Genomic DNA, 18,778 nt, shown 5'->3' with positions numbered 1-18,778 from the left:
TGGGGGAGAGCTGGATGTCCGACCTGGCGACCGTGTCCACCGAAATCGCTCCCTATCTCACCCTGGCCGCGAACAGCCTGGGCACCTCGGTGATCACCGCCGCCCAGCAGCGGATCGCCGAACGCACCGTGACGGCCGGCGAGGGCTTCTTCCGCCGGCTGCTGCGCCGTGGCGACGGCACCGACGGCGACCTCGGCGGTGACGCCGACGGCGGCACGACCCCTCAGCTGGACGCCGACCGTGCGGACACCCTCGACGAACTGCTCGCGACGCTCACCGACCAGGAGCGCCGACTGCTGTCCGCCGCGATGACCGCCTGGCTGCGCGCCCCGGCCGCCCGGCGCGACGCCGCCCACCTCCTGGACCACGTCGACCGGCTCGCCCGGTCCACCGGCGGATACACCGTGCACAACACCCCGACCGCGACCGGCCAGGGCTCCATCGCGGCTGTCGAGATCCACGGCGACATCCACATGGGAGGCGGCGAGCGCAGTCGGGACGGCTCATGACCGGCCGCCTCGGCGACAACGGGGACGTCTACAACAATCCGACGGCGCACGGCGATCACTCCATCGCGGCAAATGACATCAGGAACGTGATCATCAAGTGGGTGGTGCACCCCAGCGCCCGCTGGCTGCCCCTGCTGCTGGCCTGCGCCGCCCTGGTGATCGCCGGAACCAACTGGCCGGACGGACCGGCCCGGCAGTACACCCTGTGGGGCACGCTCGCCGCGCTGTCGCTCGGCACGGCCGCCGCCCGCGTGCTCGGCCGAAGGCCCCGCGACGCCCGCGTGGTCGCAGTCCTCTCGCTGGTCTCCGTCCTGGCCACCGTCGGTGGCTGGCTGGCGTTCCGACATGTCCTGACGCACGGTGAGATCGACGTGACCGGGCAGGTGCGTACGGAGGGCGGGCAGCCGCTGGACGGCGCCGGGCATCGCGCCCTGGCCCTTCGGCTCGACGCGTCCGCGCTGGCACAGCCCCGCAACGCCCTGCGGTTGACGCTGGCCATCGCCGACCACGAACCGGCCGGCCCCACCTGCCTTCCGGACACCAGCGCCACGCTTTCGCTGCTCACTTCGGGCGCCGCGGCTCAGTCGAAGGAGATCCGCCCCGGCGGCACGGCCGAATTCTCGCTGGGCGCGGGGGTCCGCAGCGTACGCATCGAGGTCCGGCTGCACACGGCGCGCGGCTGCCGCATGGACGTCCATGCGACGGGCGCGGTGCTGTACGACGCATAGACGGGGCGAAGGGGGAGGACGGGGAGATGATGCGAGCAGGAGCAGGAGCAGGAGCAGGAGTAGCGGCGAGGGGCAGGGCGAGGACCAGGGCCGGCGTGTGGTGGCGGGGGCGCGTGCGGCGTGGGCGGCGGACGCTGCCGGGGGCGCTGCTGCTCGCCGGTGCCGCGCTGACCGCGACCGCCTGCGGTGCCTCCGCCCCGCCCTCGCTCTTCGAGTCCGGCAAGGTCTCGGTCGGTGCGAAGAACGATCAGCCGGGCACCGGCGTGGTCCACACCTACAAGTTCTCCGGCTTCGACATCACCGTCGCCCAGGAGATCCTCAAGGCCGTGGGCGCCGAACCGGACTTCGGGATCGTGCCGTCCGAGGACCGCAGCGCGGTGCTGACGGAGAAGAAGAAGGACCTGGTCGTCGCGACGTTCTCGATCACCGTCGAGCGGATGAAGAAGCTGGACTTCGCGGGCCCGTACGCCTCCACCTACCAGGGCATCATGGTCCGCAAGGACGACCACCGCATCCGCAAGCCCGACGACCTCTTCGGCAAGCGGGTCTGCACCTGGGCCGGGACCACCTCGGTGACCACGCTGGAGGGCCCCCAGTACAGCCGGATCGCGGTCTACGAGCGTCCGGACGCCTCCAGTTGCATCGAGGACCTCAAGGTCAAGAAGGTGGCCGACGCGGTCTCCACCGACCAGATGATCCTCTACGGCTTCACGCAGGAGAACCCGGATCTCAGGGTCGTCCCCGACCTCACCTACGGGTCGGCCAACCACTACGGCATCGCCATGAACAAGGGGCACCGCAAGGACTGCCTGCGGTTGCGCGACGCGCTGCGGGACTACGTCGGCAGCAACAGCTGGAGCCATGACTTCTCGACCTCGCTGTGGTCGATACCGAAGGCCGACGCCACCTGGGAGACCGACTACAAGCCACGCGTCGAGACCATCGACGCCCTCTCCTGTCGGGATCGGCCCCGGACCTGACGCCCGTGGGAGACACCCGGGAGGCCGTACGGCGTCCGGACGGGGTCCGGACGGGGTCCGGACGGCCCCGGGGCACGGGCCGGGGCCGTACGGCTCAGGAGGTCCGGCTCAGCTCGTCTGGGCCTTTTCGTAGAGGTTCTTGGCGTCGTCGCCGAAGTACGGGCCGAACATCGTGTCGGGCAGGAACTGGTAGCCGAAGCTGTTCACCGAGGCCTGCAGGCCGGTGCCGGTCTTCTCGTCGAACGAGGTGAACCAGGGGCCGCCGCTGGAGCCGCCGGTCATGTTGCAGGACAGCCCGTGGTCTTTGGAGAACAGCGGGTCCTTGATGGTGTTGCCGCTGCAGTAGATCAGCTTGCTGCCGTCGTACGGGGCGGCCGCCGGGTAGCCGAAGGCGTACATCGCCTTGTTGTAGCCGGAGTTGAAGGACAGGCCCTGGCCGCCGACGACGTCGGTGAGCTTCTTGCCGTCGAGCGGGGCGACGACCGCCGCGCCGACGTCGTAGTTGATGTCCTCGCTGGCCGTCCACTGCGGGGTGGAGAGGGTCTTGGCGGCCGGCCACTTGCCGTACGGGGCCTGGCCGTCGTGGTAGCCAGGGACGAAGACCCAGTTGGTGTGCCAGTTGCCCTGCAGCTTCACGCAGTGTCCGGCGGTGAGCACCGTGCTCTTGTTGCCGCTGGTCACCGCGTCGCCGGAGCAGGAGGCGTTGCGGCCCTGGTAGGTGAAGAACACCCGGCCCGCCGTCTTGGTGACCGCGCCGCCGCCGGTCCAGGGCCCGCCGGCCTGGGGGAGCACCCCGGGCAGCAGCGAGGGGAGCGAGGGCACCTTCGGGAGCTGAGGGAGCGTGGGGAGGGTGGGCGGCACCTTGAAGGGGGCGCTGCGCGGAACCGCGGTGGTCAGGGCGCCCTTCGCCGGTGCGGCCAGGTCCAGGGGAGCGGCCGAGCGCATCCGGCTCGCGGTCCAGAAGGCGTCGGCGGCGGTCTGCGGGGCGGGGGAGCGGTGGGAGCCGGGCGGGGTGGCGGCGCCGGCCGAGCCGGTGGGGAGCAGCAGGGCGAGCAGCGTACCGGCGGCCGTCAGGGCGCCGAGGGCGGCCCGGGACCTGCGCGCGGGGTGCGCCGCGGGTATGCCGTGAACTGCCGGTATGCCGCGAACGGTTCGTCTCACGCGTAACTCCTTCTGCGGGGCCGCGCGAGGCGGGGCGCGCGCGGCCGCGGGGGATGGGGCCGCGCGGGGGCGGCCCGGCAGACGAGTGGTGCGGATCCGAGGTAAGCGTGCCACCGGAAGCGGCGGGAGGGCAGGGGTCGTACGGGGATCGATGCCGGCGGGCGGGCACCGGAGGGCGGCCGAGCGGGGCCGGTCACGGCAGCGGCGGCCCCGTCCGGCACCTGCGAGAGACCCGTGGGGCGGGCACCTCAACCCCGCCCGATGTACGGCATGTTCGTCGCCAGAACCGTCGCGAACTGCACATTGGCCTCCAACGGCAGCGCCGCCATGTGGACGACCGTACGGGCGACGTCCGCCGCGTCCATCACCGGCTCGACGGCCGTCTGGCCGTTCGCCTGCAGGATGCCGGTCTGCATCCGGCCGGTCATCTCGGTCGCCGCGTTGCCGATGTCGATCTGTCCGCAGGCGATCCGGTACGGACGCCCGTCCAGGGACAGCGACTTGGTCAGGCCGGTCATCGCATGCTTGGTGGCGGTGTAGGCGATGGAGTTCGGCCGGGGCGCATGGGCGGAGATCGAGCCGTTGTTGATGATCCGTCCGCCCTGCGGGTCCTGGGCCTTCATGGCGCGGAACGCGGCCTGGGCGCAGAGGAAGGAGCCGGTGAGGTTCACCTCGACCACCGTGCGCCAGTCGTCGTAGGACAGCTCCTCCAGCGGTACCGCTCGGCCGAAGGTGCCGGCGTTGTTGAAGAGCAGGTCGAGGTGGTTGAAGCGGTCCTGTACGGCCGCGAAGAGCGCGTCGACCTGGTCGGGGCGGGTGACGTCGGTCGGCACCGTCATGACCGTGGGGCTGTTGATATCGGTGAGTCCCACCAGGCGGGCGGTCTCCGCCAGCGCCTCGGCGCGCCGCCCGGCCAGTACCACCGACCAGTCCTCGGCGATCAGCGCATGGGCGACCGCCCGGCCGATGCCGGAACCGGCGCCGGTCACCACCGCCACCTTCCGGGGCGCCGCCCCGCCCCGCCGTGCCTCCTGCGGCACCGCTGCCGTCTGCGGGCTCTGCCCGGCCGGTGAGGAGGGCGCCGGCAGTGTGGGCCGGGGCGCGGTGGCCGTCCCACCCACCTGCCCGGCCCGTGCCGTCGGCGTTGCCTGTGCTGCCCGTGCCCGCTCTGTGTTCTGTGCCATGGCGGCAGCGTAAACGCCGTACGGGGAGCGGACCGGGCGACTCAGCCGCCGGTGTGGAAGCGCTGAAGGACGGCCGCCTTCGCGGCGGTGAACTCCGCCTCGGTCAGGATGCCGTCGCGGTGCAGCTCGCCCAGTTCCCGCAGCCGGCGCAGCAGCGCGTCATGGTCCTCGGCGGGGGCGGCGCCGGCCGTCTCCTGGGCGGGCGGGGCGAGTGCCGGGGCCGCCGCGGCCGGCTTCGGCGCGCCGTCGCCCGACGGGTGCGGCAGCCGTGCCGCCACCGCCGCCGCCAGCAGTGCCGTCGTGCCGCTCTCCTTCTTGAAGCCCCACAGCTCGATCGAGTTGGGGTCGTGCTCCGGCTTGAGGTGCTCGGTCCCCCCGTGCGTACGGAAGCGGAGGTAGCCGGACTCCAGGCCCGCGGCGGCCCGCCACTCCACCGCCGCCAGGTCGGCCAGCGCGAAGTCCCGGGGGCCCCAATGCCGCTTGGTCTCGCTGGTGTTCCAGCGCCATTCGATCTGCACCCGTTCGCCGTCGAAGGTGGCGAGGCCGTCCACCCCGGCGGCCGACAGGGGTACCGAGGGGCCGGGCAGCAGATAGCGGTCGCAGGGCCCGTCCGGTATCTGCTCCAACATCAGGGCCTGGCGCACCGCGTCCACGAAGTACTCGGCGACCTCGACCCGCCCGGGGTCCACGGCGATCTGGTACGGGTTCGCGTCGTCCGGCAGACCGCCGCCGGTGACCTGCAGCAGCGGGTCGGCGCCGGCCCGCAGCCGCAGTCGCAGCCGGCCGCCCTTGCGGGCCGGCTCGTAGGCGAGGCCGGCCAGCGCGGCCAGCGGCACCGTGAACTCGCCGAGGTCCTGACGCAGTTTGTGCACCCCGCGCTCGCGGCCCGGCACGATGCGCACGCGCTCGCTGTCGAAGCTCCAGGTGCCGTCCCGCACCATCAGTTCAGCCATGCAGCGCATCCTACGGAGGCCCGGTCGCGGAGGGCGGATGCCGTGATTGTCCAGCGGCGTCCGGTCCGGGCCCAACCATCATCCAGCTGTCATGCATGCGTCGTACACGGGACAGCGCGGCGCCGTCCCGGGGCACTCCAATCGTGGGCGACAACCGCCATCAGGGGAGGGTCAGATGACGCACCCAGCAGCGTACGAGCAGCAGATCCGGGCCGCCGCGGCGCACGTCGGCCGGCGCCGCTTCCTCACCGCCACCGGGGCCGCCGCCGCCCTCGCCTTCGCGACCAACCTCCCGGGCGCCGGCGCGGCGTACGCCGCCGAGGCCGACACCCGCCAGATCACCGAGAACCCCTTCACCCTCGGCGTCGCCTCCGGCGACCCGCAGCCCGGCTCCGTCGTGCTGTGGACCCGCCTCGCACCGCGCCCGTACGAGCCGAACAACGGCATGCCGAACGCCAGAGTCACCGTCCGCTGGGAAGTCGCCTACGACGAGCGCTTCACCCGGCTGGCCGGCCGCGGCCGGGCCGACGCGCACCCGGAGTTCAACCACTCCGTGCACATCGAGCCCACCGGCCTCGCGCCCGACCGCGTCTACTACTACCGCTTCCGCGTCGGCAGCTGGATCAGCCCCGTCGGCCGCACCCGCACCGCGCCCGCCCGCGGCGCCCGGATCTCCGAGCTGAAGCTCGCCGCGGTCTCCTGCCAGGCCTACCACGACGGCTACTTCACGGCCTACCGGCACCTGGCGCAGGAGGACCTCGACGTGGTCTTCCACCTCGGCGACTACCTCTACGAGTACCCGGTCGGCGCGACCGGCGGGGCCCGCAACTACACCGACCGCAAGCTGCCCGCGCTCTTCAACCGCGAGACGGTCACGCTGGAGGACTACCGGCTGCGCTACGCCCTCTACCGGTCCGACCCGGACCTGCGGGCCGCCCACGCCGCGCACCCCTTCATCGTCACCTGGGACGACCACGAGGTGGAGAACAACTACGCCTCCGACATCAGCGAGGACAACCTCCCGCCCGCCGAGTTCCTCGTCCGCCGGGCCGCCGCCTACCGCGCGTACTGGGAGAACCAGCCGCTGCGCCGCCCGCAGCGGCCCAACGGTCCCGACGCCCGGCTCTACCGGCGCCTGCAGTTCGGTCAGCTCGCCCAGTTCGACATCCTCGACACCCGCCAGTACCGCTCCGACCAGGCCTACGGGGACGGCTGGCACACGCCGGGCTCCGAGTCCGAGGACCCCAGGCGGACCCTCACCGGCGCCGCCCAGGAGCGCTGGCTGATCGACGGCTGGCGGCAGTCCACCGCCCGCTGGAACGTCGTGCCCCAGCAGGTCACCTTCTCCGAGCGGCGCAACGCCACCGGTCCGGGCTACCAGGTCAGCATGGACGCCTGGGATGGCTACGCGGCCTCCCGCGCCCGGGTGCTGGCGGGCGCGGAGTCGGCCGGTGTGGACAACCTCGTCGTGCTCACCGGCGATGTGCACGTCCACTACGCCTTCGACATCAAGAAGGACTTCAAGGACCCCGACTCGCGCACCGCGGGGGTGGAGTTCGTCACCACCTCGATCGCCAGCGGCAAGGACGGCGCCGACAAGCCCGCCAACTGGGCCACCTACATGGCCGCCAACCCGCACCTGAAGTTCTACAACGGCCGGCGCGGCTATGTGACCGTCACCCTGGACCAGGACACCGCGCGCGCCGACTACCGGACGGTGTCCGCCGTCACCACCCCCGGGGCGCCGGTGGCCACCGCCGCGTCCTTCGTCTCCGAGGCGGGCGATCCGGGCCTGAAGACCGCCTGAGCGGGACGTTGGTCCTAGGGCCTGTCCGATGGGTCAGGGCCGAGGCCGCGGCGTCTGGCACGGCACCTCGCGGCGTTGCCGAAACGTCCCGATAGCTCCGCTATCGAGACGCTCCGGCGCCTTGCGATGCACCGCACCAGACGCCGCGGCCTTATCGACCCTGACCCATCGGACAGGCCCTAGGTCGATGGGACCGGCCCGGAACCGGCCGGTATCGGCCGCGTGCATGACACCATGGTTCGGTCAGCAACGACCCATGGAGACGCTCATGACGGAGCCCGGCCCCAGCACGGCCGAGACCCAGGACTCGCCCGCCATAGCCGGGCGGGGCGCGCCGGCAGCATCCGCCGCGTCCCGCCGCACCGGCCTCCTCGTCACCCTCGTCCTCGGTGGCCTCACGGCGCTCGCGCCGCTCTCCATGGACATGTACCTGCCGGCCCTGCCGCAGGTCACCGCGGCCCTGCACAGCCCGGCCGCCACCATCCAGCTCACCCTCACCACCTGCCTGGCGGGCATGGCGCTGGGCCAGATGATCGTCGGCCCGATGAGCGACAAGTGGGGCCGCCGCCGCCCGCTGCTGGCCGGCATGGTGATCTACGTCCTGGCCACCGCCCTGTGCGCGGTGGCCACCGACGTCGCCTTCCTCATCGCCTTCCGCCTGCTGCAGGGCCTGGCCGGCGCCGCCGGCATCGTCATCGCGCGGGCGGTGGTCCGCGACCTCTACGACGGCGACGCGATGGCCCGCTTCTTCTCCACCCTCATGCTGATCTCCGGCGTGGCACCGGTCGTCGCCCCGCTCATCGGCGGCCAGATCCTCCAGATCACCGACTGGCGCGGCGTCTTCGTCGTCCTGACCGGGGTCGGCGCGGCGCTCACCCTCCTGGTCTGGCGCACGCTGCCGGAGACCCTGCCACCCGAACGGCGGCACCCCGGCGGCCTCGGCCAGACCCTGCGCACCATGCGCGATCTGCTCGCCGACCGGGACTTCACCGGCTACCTGCTCGCCGGCGCCTTCGCCTTCGCCGCGCTCTTCGCCTACATCTCGGCCTCGCCGTTCGTCGTCCAGGAGATCTACGGCGCGTCCCCGCAGACCTTCAGCCTGCTCTTCGGCCTGAACTCCGTCGGCCTGGTCCTCGCCGGCCAGATCAACGGAAAGCTGCTGGTCGGCCGGGTCAGCATGCAGAAGGTGCTGGGCTGTGGCCTGGCGCTGATCGCCCTCGCCGCGGGCGGACTGCTGCTGATGTCCGCCGGCGTCCTCGGCACGGTGGGCCTGGCCCCGATGGCCGCCGGTCTCTTCGTCCTGATGGCCGGCATGGGCCTGGTCCTGCCGAACGCCAACACCCTCGCCCTGCTGCGCACCCCGCACGCGGCCGGCTCCGCCTCCGCGCTGCTGGGCACCTCGACCTTCCTGCTGGGCTCGGTGGCCTCCCCGCTGGTGGGCGTCGCGGGCGAGCACACGGCCGTCCCGATGGCCCTCGTGCAGCTGGTATGCGCCGTTTCGGCGCTCGTCAGCTTCCTGGGAATGTGCCGCCCGTGGCAGCGTAGGAAGGAGAGCACCCCGAGCGCGGGCGAGAGGACCTGACCCTGAAGGCACCGAGACTCACCTACGGCACGCCGACCCAGGCGGGGCTGGACCCGGCCTGGGTGGAAAGGCTGGTGCGCGGTGTGCGGGCGCTGCCCGACGGCCGGCCGCCGTGGTGCCCGGGGGCCGTGGTGCTGGCCGGCCGCGGGCCGGTCGTGGTCGCCGAGGCCGCCGCGGGCTGGGCGCACCGCTACCGGGCCTACGACCCCGAGCAGGACCGGGGGCTGGATCTGCCCCGCGAGCAGTGGGAGCCGATGCGGGCCGGCACCGTCTTCGACCTCGCCTCGCTCAGCAAGCTCTTCACCGCCATCGTCGCGATCCAGCAGGTCGAGCGCGGCCGCCTGGTGCTCAACGACCAGGTCAAGGCCCATCTGCCGGCCTTCGCCCCCGGCATCACCGTCCGCCAGCTGCTCACCCACACCTCCGGGCTCGCCCCCGAGCTGCCCTTCTACGAACGCCGCGACCGCGCCGCCCAGCTGGAGCTGCTGTGGCGGGAGGCGGCCGCCCCCACCGGCCGCCCCGACACCAGCTACCTCTACTCCGACGTGAACCTGATCTCCCTCCAGCTGATCCTGGAGCAGCTGACCGGACGGCGCCTGGACGCCCTGGTCCACGAGGGCATCACCGGCCCGCTGGGGATGTCCAGCACCTCCTACGGCCCGCTGGCGCCGCCCGGTGTGGCGGCGACGGAGGACCAGCGGCGCCCCTGGGCCAAGGCGGACCGCGGCATGATCCGCGGCGAGGTGCACGACGAGAACGCCTGGGCGCTGGGCGGTGTAGCCGGTCACGCGGGCCTGTTCTCCACCGCCCAGGACCTCGCCGTGCTGTGCCGCACGCTGCTCAACGGCGGCGCCTACGGCTCCGCCAGGATCCTGGGTGCCGGCGCGGTCGCCGCGCTGCTCGACCCGCCCGGCCTCGGCTTCGGCATCGACCAGCCGTACTTCATGGGCGAGTTGGCGGGCCGCGGCGCGGCCGGGCACACCGGCTTCACCGGCACCAGCCTGGTCGTCGACCGCGCCACCGACACCTTCCTGATCCTGCTGGCGAACACCGTCCACCCCCGCCGCCGGATCAGCGGCAGCGCCCCGCGCGCCGCGGCCGCCACCCGCCTGGCCAGGGCCGTGGTGGGGGCCGTCTGAGGCACGGCGGGCAGGGCGTCCCCGGGGCCGTTCGGGTGCGGGGGAGTGCGCCCGGGCCCCCGTAGAATTCCTTCAATGCACGAGGAACTGCGCGCCGCACTGGCCGGCCTGCTCGACGGCCTGCCGCCCAAGCAGGCCGCGCAGGCGGTGGACCGCCTGATCGCCAACTACCGGGGACGCACCCCCACCGACGCCCCGGTCCTGCGCGACCGCGCGGACGTGGCCGCGTACGCCGCCTACCGCATGCCGGCCACCTTCGAAGCCGTACGGGCCGCGCTGGCCGCCTTCGCAGCCCGGGTCCCCGACTGGTCCCCGGCCACCCACATCGACATCGGCGGCGGCACCGGCGCCGCGACCTGGGCCACCGCCGCCACCTGGGAAGGCCACCACAGCACCGTCTGGGACTGGGCCCAGCCCGCCCTCGACCTGGGTGCCGAACTGGCCGCCGGCGTCCTGCCGGACACCGACTGGCAGCGCCGGACCCTCGGCGAGGGCCTCGCCCTCCCCGCCGGTACGGACCTCGTGACGGTCTCCTACGTCCTCGGCGAACTCCGCCCCGAGGACCGCCGCGCCGTCGTCGCCGCGGCCGCCGCCGCCCAGAGCGTCGTCCTCATCGAGCCCGGCACGCCCGACGGCTACCTGCGCATCCGAGAGGCCCGCACCCAGCTCGTCGAGGCCGGCCTGCGGATCGTCGCCCCCTGCCCGCACAGCGACACCTGCCCCATCGTCCCCGGGGAAGACTGGTGCCACTTCTCCGCCCGGGTCAGCCGCTCCTCCCTGCACCGCCAGGTCAAGGGCGGCTCCCTGCCGTACGAGGACGAGAAGTTCAGCTACGTGGCCGCCACCGCCCTCGACGCCGCCCCGGCCGCCGCCCGCATCGTCCGCAAGCCCCAGCTGCGCAAGGGCCAGGTCCTGCTGGAGCTGTGCACGGTCGACGACGGCCTGGAGCGCGCCACGGTCACCAAGCGGCACGGCGACCGCTACCGCGCGGCCCGCGACGCCTCGTGGGGCGACGACTGGGCCCGCTCGTAGGTCACTCCTTCCGGGACCGCTCCTGGAACCTGCGGAGCAGCTCGCGGCGCCGGTCCTGCGCATCCGGCTGCCCGTGGCCACCACGGGCACCGCCGCCGGCGCCCCGCAGCGCACCGCGCGAGAGCTTGCTCCGAGTGCCTCCGACGCCCAGCATTCCGCCCGCGTTGCCCTTGCTCATGGGGATCCCCTCTCTTCGCCGACCACTTCCTGCGAGACGGTCCGTCTCGCTTGATGTCCACCACTATGAACCGAGACGTAGCGTCTCGTCAAGACGATACGTCTCGCCTCTTTCTCGCTAGACTCCGCGCCATGGCCAACAAAAGCGCACCCGACGCCTCCCGCCGCAGCGAACGCTCCCGCCGCGCGATCTTCGATGCCGCCCTCGCCCTCGTCGGTGAGGTCGGCTACGAGAAACTCACGATCGAGGGCATCGCCTCCCGGGCCGGGGTCGGCAAGCAGACGATCTACCGCTGGTGGCCCTCCAAGGCCGCGGTCCTGCTGGACGCGTTCACCGCCGGCGCCGACGAGGACTACGAAAAGGGCCTCCCGGACACCGGCGACCTGGCCGCCGACCTGAAGTTCGTGCTGCGGGCGACCGCCGACGAGTTCAACGACCCGGCGTTCCAGGCCCCCTACCGCGCCCTCGCGGCGGCCGGCGCCGGCGACGAGGAGCTCTCCCGCACCTTCGTCGGCCGGCTGCTGGAGCCCGGCATCCGGGTCTACGTCGAACGGCTGCGGGCCGCCCAGGAGGCGGGCGAGGTGGCCGCCGACATCGATGTACGGCTGGCCGCCGAGATGGTGTTGAGTCCCTTCTCACAGCGCTGGTTGATGCGCACCGGCGAATTGACCTACGAGTTCGTCGACACCCTTGTCGACCAGGTACTGCGTGGTCTGCGACCCCGCGACTGACCACGCCGGGCGGGCGGCGGGCGAGGCCGGCGACCTGTCGCCGATGGTATGGATTGCCGGTATTCGCCCGTTCTCAGTTCACCCCGGATCCCCACACCGGTCACCCGAAGCGCAGGATGGTGGCAGCATTGATCCCAGACCACCGCTCGAAGTGAGGGGATAGATGGAACGCAAGAGCAGGTTCTCCCAGTGGCTGCGCCGGCCGAAGAGCGGATCGGACGGCGGCGATACGGACACGGGATCGGCGGCCGCGCGCGGCCGCGAGGACCTGCTGCTGGCCGCGGCCGACGCGGGCTTCCCCGTCGCCCCGGCAGCACACCCCTCCGGCTACGGCTGTTCCTGTGAACGCGTCGGCTGTCCCACCCCGGGCCGACATCCCATCTCCTTCGGCTGGCAGACCGTCGCCACCACCGACCGCGACGCGGTCGCCGCCTGGGTCCGCACCCTCCCGCAGGCCAACTTCATCACCGCCACCGGCATCGCCCACGACGTGCTCGACGTCCCCGTCGAGGCGGGCCGCAGCGCCCTGGGGCGACTGGAGGCGGCGGGCATCGAGGTGGGGCCGATCACGCTCAGCGGCGCCGGCTTCGGCGACGGCCGGATGCTGTTCTTCACCGCCACCCGCGGCACCCCGGACGACGAGGACGAGTGGTGGCCCTGCGAGCTGGACTGCCACCCCGAGACCCTGGAGGAGCACCCGGGCCTGCGCTGGCACTGTCGCGGCAGCTACGTACTCCTGCCGCCCTCGGCGCTGCCCGGCGAGCAGCCCGCGGTGACCTGGCTGCGCGGCCCCGAGCTGCCGCTGCCCGACCCGCTGACGCTGCTGGAGTCGCTGACCGACGCCTGCGCCGAGTTCCACGACCGCACCGACCGCGAGCCCTACCACGAGACGGCGGCCTGGCCGATCGGCCGCTGACCCCGCTCCGCACACCGAAGGGGCCGCCGGGATCACCCCGTCGGCCCCTTCGGCGTCGGCCGCCCTACTGAGGCTTGACCGAGGTCTTGCCCTCGCGCCGGTTGAGGAAGACGACCTTCTCGCCGGACCCCTTGGCCGGCACCGTGACCGCCTGGGACGAGACCGTGGTGAAGGCCATCCGGTTGGTCTTCTTCTGCGGGCCCTCGACGAGGCCCTGCAGACCGGCCGGCACCGTGATCACCGACCCCTCGGAGACCGTCTTCTGCTGGTGGTAGAAGGTCGAGAAGAACACCAGCGCACCGCCGTCCGCCGTCCGCAGCGCCACCGGCGGCGCCTCCGAGGCGGTGTCCTCCCACAGGATCCGCGCGCCGAGCTGGTGGGAGTCCTTGGCGCGCTGCTCCCGCCAGCCGTCGGTGTTCGGTCCGGACGCGAAGGTGCTGCCCTTGCCCGTGTTGAGATAGTCCGCGTAGCGGCGGCTCAGCTTGCCCGGGTCCACGGTGAGGCCCGACTTCGCACCGGCGGGCACCGCCTCCGCGTAGCCGTCCTCGTCCGTCTTCAGCTGCGGTGCCTTGTTCCCGGCGAACTGCGCGAAGTACTGCGCGCGCCACTTCTCGTCGAGGTCGTCGCGGCCGAACACCAGGAACCAGCGGGTGTTGTGCCCCCTGGCGTCCTTGCGGTTGCTGAGCGCGTCCGCGAGGAAGTACTTCGGCCAGCCCTTCTGCTTGGGCACGGTGAAGTGCGCGTCCTTGAACGCCAGCGGGGGGAAGCCCGGGTTGCCCTGCGGCCGGAGCGCGTGCGCCGCCTTTATCCCGGCCTGGTCGATGGCGAGCAGCGGGCCCGCCTCGAAGGAGGGGTTCAGCTTCGGATCCAGCAGGCGGTTGGCCTTGTTGAAGCCGGCGGCGAAGCGGTCGAGCGCCTTGGCGCCCTCAGCCTTCGACACCGCCGGCAGCATCTCCCTCTCGCCGTGCACCGTCATGCACCCGCTCAGTATCAGCAGCGCCGTCGCTGCCGACGTCAGAGTTACGGGCACCCGGAACGGCGACCTGCGTGTCATGGGGCTCGGGCTCCTTCGGGGCGACCGGGGCGGACTGGGCGGCCGCCGGGGTGGCACGATTCGGCGACACCCTACCCGGGGCGAGGAAGAACAAAAGCGTGGGGATCAGATACAGAGCCCACACCGTGACCTGGAGGACGGTCGGGTCCGGCTGGAAGTTGAAGACGCCCTTGAGCAGCGTGCCGTACCAGCTGTCGGCCGGGATCTGCTCGCTGACGTCGAACGCCTTGCTGCCAAGCCCCGGCAGGAATTCGGCCTCCTGCAGATCGTGGAAGCCGTACGCCAGCACGCCGGCCGCGACCACCACCAGCATCCCGCCGGTCCAGGTGAAGAACTTCGCGAGGTTGATCCGGACCGCGCCGCGGTAGAACAGCCAGCCCATCAGGACGGCGGTCAGCAGCCCCAGCAGCGCCCCGACCAGCGGCCGTACGCCGTCGTTCGCGGACTGGGCGGCGGTCCAGATGAACAGCGCGGTCTCCAGGCCCTCGCGGCCCACCGACAGGAACGCGGTGACCACCAGCGCCGCGGTGCCCATCTGCAGCGCCGCGTCCAGCTTCCCCTGCAGCTCCTGCTTCAGGTGCCGCGCGGTACGCCGCATCCAGAAGACCATCCACGTCACCAGGCACACCGCGACGACGGACAGCGAGCCGCCGAGCGCCTCCTGCGCCTTGAAGGTCAGGGTCTGCGAGCCGAACTGGAGGGCGGCCCCGAACCCGAACGACAGCACCACGGCGAGCGCGATACCGAGCCAGACCGGGCGCAGCGCCGTCCGCCTCCCGGTCTTGACCAGATAGGCGATCAGGATGCAGACGACGAGGCTGGCTTCCAGGCCCTCGCGCAGACCGATCAGGTAGTTGCCCAACACGTCGGGGCCTTCCCTTCCTTCATACGGCGGCAGTCTTCTTTCCGGCGCGGCTCTTCGGCGCCGGCGGCGTCAGGCGAAGAGCTCCCGGCCCCACCAGTCGTCGGCGTCGCGGACGCCCGGCGGCACCGCGAAGAGCGCGGAACCGACGTGCTGGATGTACTCGTTGAGCGCGTCGTCGGCCGCCAGCCTCCGCTGCAGGGGGACGAAGCCCTCGCGCACGTCCCGCTGGTAGGCGAGGAAGAACAACCCCGCGTCGAGCCGGCCCAGACCGTCCGTGCCGTCGGTGAAGGAGTAGCCGCGGCGCAGGATGCGCACACCGTGGTTGGAGTCCGGGTGTGCCAGGCGCACGTGGGCGGTCGGGAGCATCGACTTCAGATGCGGCTCGTCCCGCTCGTTCTTCTTGCCGACCGCGGCGCCCTCGCCCTTGTTCCGGCCGAAGATGTCCTCCTGCTCCTGGAGCGAGGTGCGGTCCCAGGTCTCGATGTGCATCCGGATCCGGCGCGCGACGAGGTAGGAGCCGCCGGCCATCCAGCCGGCCGCGCCCTTCTCGTCGCCCTCGCCGACCCACACGTGCTTGGCCAGCGCGGCGCTGTCGGTGCCCGCGATGTTCCGGGTGCCGTCCTTGAAGCCCATCATGTTGCGCGGCGTCTGGGCCTCCGGCGTCGTGGAGGAGGTCTTGCCGAAGCCGAGCTGCGACCAGCGGATGGCTATCTTGCCGAAGCCGATCCGGGCCAGGTTGCGGATCGCGTGCACCGCGACCTGCGGGTCGTCCGCGCAGGCCTGGACGCACAGATCGCCGCCGCTGCGCGTCTTGTCGAGGTTGTCGCCGGGGAACTGCGGCAGCTCGGTCAGCGCCGCGGGCCGGCGGGCCTTGAGGCCGAAGCGGTCCTTGCCGTCCTTCTCGAACAGCGTCGGGCCGATGCCGAAGGTCAGGGTGAGCCGGGACGGCGGCAGGCCGAGCGCCTCGCCGGTGTCGTCCGGCGGCGCCTCCGCAAGCCCGCCGACCGCGCCGTCGCCGACCGCGTCCCCGGCCGTCATCCGCGCCGCGGCCTTCGTCCAGTCCTTGAGCAGCGCGATCAGCTCGTCGCGGTCGTCGGTGGTGACATCGAACGCGGCGAAGTGCAGCCGGTCCTGGACGGCGGTGGCGATACCGGCCTGGTGCTTGCCGTGGAAGGGGACCGCGGCACCCGCGGTCGCGTCCGCGGCGGCCGGCTGGACGTCCCCGCCGGCGCGCAGCGCCGCCGCCGTACCACCGGCCGCGACCGCGCCGAGCGCCAGTCCCGCGCCGCCCCAGCCCAGCAGCGAACGCCGGGAGGGCGCCCGCCCGTTGGTGGCCTGCGCGGCCGCGGCGTCGGCGGCCGCGGTGTCCTCGGCGGCCCGCTCGTCCTGGGCGCCGGTGGTGTTGTTGTCGTGCGTCATCGTGACCCCCTGTGGCCTGGCGGCGGACTACTTGGCGACGGCCACGGCGGCGGCCAGCTTCGACAGCGGCTCGGCCAGCGCGTTGACGCCGTCGGAGAGTTCCTTGCGCTCGCTCTTGCCGACCGTGTTGTAGGAGACGAAGCCGTCGGCGGACTTGTCGTCGCGGTGCGCCTCGAGCCGTGCGTGGATCGCCTTGAACTGCTTGTCCAGCTCCTTGGCCAGCGCCGGCTCGTTCTTGGCGGCGACCGGCTTCAGCAGCTGGTAGGCCTTCTCGGCGCCCTCGACGTTGCCCTGGAAGTCGACCAGGTCGGTGTGGCTGTAGCGCTCTTCCTCACCGGTGACCTTGCCGGTGGCCACCTCGTCGAGCAGTTCCTTGGCGCCGTTGGCCATGCTGGTCGGGGTGATCTCGGCCTTGCCGACCCGCTTCTGCCAGTCCTTCAGGTCCTTCATCAGCTGGTCGGCGAGCTTCTTGTCGTCCCCGGAGATCTTCTTCTCCTCCCACAGGGACTTCTCCAGCTTGTGCCAGCCGGTCCACTTCTGGCCCTTCTTCAGGCCGTCCTCGCGCAGATCGACCTTGGGGTCGATGTCACCGAACGACTCGGCGACCGGCTCGGTGCGCTCCCAGCCGACCCGCGAGACGGCGTAGGTCTTCTTCGCCTCCTCCAAGTCGCCGGCCTTGACCGCGTCGGCGAACTTCTGCGCCTTCGGGAGGGTCTGGTCGGCCTGCTCCTGGGCGTACTTGCGGTACGCGGCGACCGCGGCGTCCAGCTTGGGGTCGCGCTTGACGGTGGTGGCCTTGCCGCTGGCGGTCACCTTCTGCCGGATCCCGTCGCCCTTCATGCCCGGCTTGCAGGCGATTTCGTACGAACCGGCCTTGACCTCGGCGGTGATCTCCGTGCGGGTGCCGGGCCCGATGTTCTCCCGCTCCGTCACGATGCGGTCGCCGGGCGCGTAGACGTACACCTCGGTGACCTTGGAGCCCTTGTTCTGCACCGCGAAGCGGACGTGTCCGGCGGGGAACTCCTTGGTGGAGAGCTCACAGCTGGAGTCGGTCGCGGTCACCTCGATCGTGCCCTTGCCACCGCCTGCCTTGCCGTCGCTCTTCGCGGCGCAGCCGGCGACGGCGGTGACTGCCGCGACCGCGGCGATGGCGGCGACGGCGGAGGGGCGAAGGGCTCGCATACGGGGCTCCCAGCGGGCTCGGATGTACGAAAAACGACGTACGGGAAGGGTAGACAGACGTTAGGGTCGCCACTAAGGCGGCCCTAACTTATCTGAGGCTTACCTTCTCCTGCCCACCCTGTCCAGTGATCCCGCTCTCATGAACAACGGCCCGATTACGGATTGACACATGCCCGGTCACGGAACCGTCAAGGCACGGTCAAGGTAAGGGTCACGTCTCGCGACGGGGCATGACCGGCGGTATTCCGGTCCGTGGCCGCGCCGCGGGCTGGTCCGGATGCTCGCCGTCGCACTCGGCGCGGCACTGCCGGCCGGCGCCATGGGGGCACTGCTGCCGACCGCCGGGGCGCGGGCCGCGGGCCGTACGGCGGCGGTCCGTACGCTCTCCGGCGGGCAGCTGGACCGGGCGGCGAACTCGGAGGCCCCGGGCTCGCCCGCGCTACGCGCTCAGCGGGAACTGCTCGCCCAACTCCCTGAAGACCGCGCTGTTCAGGCGGAACGCGCGCTTGCACTCGTCGACCACCCGCTGCTTCTCCAGGTCGTCCACCGGCAGCGCGTCCAGCAGCATGCGGTACTCGCGCTTGAAGGCGGCGGGGTTGGCTATGTCCGCGAAGACGTAGAACCGCACCCCGTCGCCCTTGCGGGCGAAGCCCCAGGTCTTCTCGGCGGTGCCGCGGATGATCTGGCCGCCGGAGAGATCGCCGAGGTAGCGCGTGTAGTGGTGGGCCACGTAGCCGGCCGGCCAGTCGCGGGCGCAGACCGCCACGCGGTCGGCGTAGGCGGCGGTGGCCGGCAGCGGCTCCAGGCCGTCGCGCCAGGCCGCCCCGCCGAGGTGGGCGAGGTCGCGCTCCAGCTCGGCGGTGCGGGCCAGCTCCGGGCGGATGAAGGGGCCCGCGACCGGATCGTCGGCGAGCGCCTCGGAGGCGCCCTCCAGCGCGCGGTAGACGAACCACAGCTGCTCGGTGTAGCGCCGGTAGGCCGTGACGCCCAGCCTGCCGCCGAGGAGGTCGCTCATGAACGAGGAGTTCTCGGCCTCCGTGTGCTGCTCGTGGGACGCCGTGCGGATGACCGTCGAGAACGGCGTGGCGGGAGCGGACGGAGTGGGCGGGGTCGGGTTGGTCGGGCTGGACGCTGCCAAGGCGGACCTCCGGGGACCGAGGATGGGGGTCCCCCCTGCTCGAACGTAAGTTGAGAGCTTGGGGGAAGACGGGAGCAGGGACTCCGCTGAGCCGCTGACGCTTGGGGTCACCTAACTACTTAGGCTTGCCTAAGTCAACCCGTTCCCGACGTCCTGTCGGTAACCAGGCTACCCCTGTTCCCGACGCGCTGTCGGTAAAATGTGCCCCACGGCCGGAACG

The 18,778-nt window shown here is 72.2% G+C and carries 18 protein-coding genes; 9 read left to right on the top strand and 9 right to left on the bottom strand.

Features of this window, described 5'->3' with window-relative positions; all coding sequences use genetic code 11:
* The first annotated feature begins 14 nt into the window (after nucleotides 1-14).
* From ACZ5XZ_RS21960 to ACZ5XZ_RS21950, 3 genes are all read left to right on the top strand, one after another.
* Nucleotides 15-509: a hypothetical protein gene (locus ACZ5XZ_RS21960; RefSeq protein ID WP_468980511.1), complete on the top strand. Its 495-nt coding sequence runs from the start codon at nucleotides 15-17 to the stop codon at nucleotides 507-509.
* Nucleotides 506-1,237 (top strand): hypothetical protein, encoded by a 732-nt coding sequence (locus tag ACZ5XZ_RS21955; RefSeq protein WP_468980509.1) that lies wholly within the window; start codon nucleotides 506-508, stop codon nucleotides 1,235-1,237. Before ACZ5XZ_RS21960 ends, ACZ5XZ_RS21955 begins: the two co-directional genes overlap by 4 nt.
* A 113-nt stretch (nucleotides 1,238-1,350) precedes the next feature.
* Nucleotides 1,351-2,217, top strand: coding sequence for a transporter substrate-binding domain-containing protein (locus tag ACZ5XZ_RS21950; RefSeq protein WP_468980507.1), 867 nt, complete (start codon nucleotides 1,351-1,353; stop codon nucleotides 2,215-2,217).
* Nucleotides 2,218-2,325: 108 nt separating this feature from the next.
* Here ACZ5XZ_RS21950 and ACZ5XZ_RS21945 read toward each other — a convergent pair whose 3' ends face one another.
* The 3 genes from ACZ5XZ_RS21945 to ACZ5XZ_RS21935 all read right to left on the bottom strand — a co-directional run bounded on the left by ACZ5XZ_RS21945 (nucleotide 2,326) and on the right by ACZ5XZ_RS21935 (nucleotide 5,515).
* A complete protein-coding gene (locus ACZ5XZ_RS21945) occupies nucleotides 2,326-3,378 on the bottom strand; it encodes a trypsin-like serine peptidase (protein ID WP_468980505.1) in 1,053 nt (350 codons plus the stop codon).
* A 248-nt stretch (nucleotides 3,379-3,626) separates the two neighbouring features.
* The gene (locus tag ACZ5XZ_RS21940; protein WP_468980503.1) at nucleotides 3,627-4,562 is read right to left on the bottom strand and encodes an SDR family oxidoreductase; all 936 of its coding nucleotides are present in this window, start codon (nucleotides 4,560-4,562) and stop codon (nucleotides 3,627-3,629) included.
* Nucleotides 4,563-4,603: 41 nt separating this feature from the next.
* On the bottom strand, nucleotides 4,604-5,515 hold the full coding sequence (locus tag ACZ5XZ_RS21935; protein ID WP_468980501.1) for a DUF4429 domain-containing protein: 912 nt from the start codon (nucleotides 5,513-5,515) through the stop codon (nucleotides 4,604-4,606).
* 175 nt (nucleotides 5,516-5,690) lie between these two features.
* Here ACZ5XZ_RS21935 and ACZ5XZ_RS21930 point away from each other — a divergent pair, with 175 nt between their 5' ends.
* The 4 genes from ACZ5XZ_RS21930 to ACZ5XZ_RS21915 all read left to right on the top strand — a co-directional run bounded on the left by ACZ5XZ_RS21930 (nucleotide 5,691) and on the right by ACZ5XZ_RS21915 (nucleotide 11,075).
* Entirely contained in the window at nucleotides 5,691-7,322 is a 1,632-nt protein-coding gene (locus ACZ5XZ_RS21930; RefSeq protein ID WP_468980498.1) for an alkaline phosphatase D family protein, read from the top strand.
* A 268-nt stretch (nucleotides 7,323-7,590) separates the two neighbouring features.
* Entirely contained in the window at nucleotides 7,591-8,904 is a 1,314-nt protein-coding gene (locus tag ACZ5XZ_RS21925; protein ID WP_468980496.1) for a Bcr/CflA family multidrug efflux MFS transporter, read from the top strand.
* Between the two features lie 83 nt (nucleotides 8,905-8,987).
* On the top strand, nucleotides 8,988-10,043 hold the full coding sequence (locus ACZ5XZ_RS21920) for a serine hydrolase domain-containing protein (protein WP_468980550.1): 1,056 nt from the start codon (nucleotides 8,988-8,990) through the stop codon (nucleotides 10,041-10,043).
* A gap of 75 nt (nucleotides 10,044-10,118) precedes the next feature.
* A complete protein-coding gene (locus ACZ5XZ_RS21915) occupies nucleotides 10,119-11,075 on the top strand; it encodes a small ribosomal subunit Rsm22 family protein (RefSeq protein WP_468980493.1) in 957 nt (318 codons plus the stop codon).
* Nucleotide 11,076: 1 nt separating this feature from the next.
* Here the strand turns inward: ACZ5XZ_RS21915 and ACZ5XZ_RS21910 are convergent, their stop codons facing one another.
* Nucleotides 11,077-11,253 carry a DUF6243 family protein gene (locus ACZ5XZ_RS21910; protein ID WP_468980490.1) on the bottom strand — a complete coding sequence of 59 codons (177 nt, stop codon included), beginning with the start codon at nucleotides 11,251-11,253 and terminating at the stop codon, nucleotides 11,077-11,079.
* A gap of 131 nt (nucleotides 11,254-11,384) precedes the next feature.
* Between ACZ5XZ_RS21910 and ACZ5XZ_RS21905 the strand changes: the two genes are divergently transcribed.
* Complete coding sequence (locus ACZ5XZ_RS21905) at nucleotides 11,385-11,984, top strand: TetR/AcrR family transcriptional regulator (protein ID WP_468980487.1); 600 nt, start codon at nucleotides 11,385-11,387, stop codon at nucleotides 11,982-11,984.
* Nucleotides 11,985-12,147: 163 nt separating this feature from the next.
* Nucleotides 12,148-12,900 (top strand): bifunctional DNA primase/polymerase, encoded by a 753-nt coding sequence (locus ACZ5XZ_RS21900; protein WP_468980486.1) that lies wholly within the window; start codon nucleotides 12,148-12,150, stop codon nucleotides 12,898-12,900.
* Between the two features lie 64 nt (nucleotides 12,901-12,964).
* Here the strand turns inward: ACZ5XZ_RS21900 and ACZ5XZ_RS21895 are convergent, their stop codons facing one another.
* The 5 genes from ACZ5XZ_RS21895 to ACZ5XZ_RS21875 all read right to left on the bottom strand — a co-directional run bounded on the left by ACZ5XZ_RS21895 (nucleotide 12,965) and on the right by ACZ5XZ_RS21875 (nucleotide 18,558).
* Nucleotides 12,965-13,930: an SCO2278 family lipoprotein gene (locus ACZ5XZ_RS21895; protein WP_468980548.1), complete on the bottom strand. Its 966-nt coding sequence runs from the start codon at nucleotides 13,928-13,930 to the stop codon at nucleotides 12,965-12,967.
* Nucleotides 13,827-14,819, bottom strand: a complete 993-nt coding sequence (gene efeU / locus ACZ5XZ_RS21890; protein ID WP_468980483.1) for an iron uptake transporter permease EfeU — start codon at nucleotides 14,817-14,819, stop codon at nucleotides 13,827-13,829. Before efeU ends, ACZ5XZ_RS21895 begins: the two co-directional genes overlap by 104 nt.
* A gap of 69 nt (nucleotides 14,820-14,888) precedes the next feature.
* Nucleotides 14,889-16,238: an iron uptake transporter deferrochelatase/peroxidase subunit gene (gene efeB, locus ACZ5XZ_RS21885; protein ID WP_468980481.1), complete on the bottom strand. Its 1,350-nt coding sequence runs from the start codon at nucleotides 16,236-16,238 to the stop codon at nucleotides 14,889-14,891.
* Nucleotides 16,239-16,265: 27 nt separating this feature from the next.
* Nucleotides 16,266-17,420, bottom strand: coding sequence for an iron uptake system protein EfeO (gene efeO / locus ACZ5XZ_RS21880; protein ID WP_468980478.1), 1,155 nt, complete (start codon nucleotides 17,418-17,420; stop codon nucleotides 16,266-16,268).
* 439 nt (nucleotides 17,421-17,859) lie between these two features.
* On the bottom strand, nucleotides 17,860-18,558 hold the full coding sequence (locus ACZ5XZ_RS21875; RefSeq protein WP_468980476.1) for a biliverdin-producing heme oxygenase: 699 nt from the start codon (nucleotides 18,556-18,558) through the stop codon (nucleotides 17,860-17,862).
* Nucleotides 18,559-18,778: the final 220 nt, after the last annotated feature.

This window comes from Streptomyces sp. NPDC033270, assembly GCF_055576575.1.
Note: the sequence above shows the minus strand (reverse complement) of the source record. Positions and strands in the feature narration are given on the sequence as shown.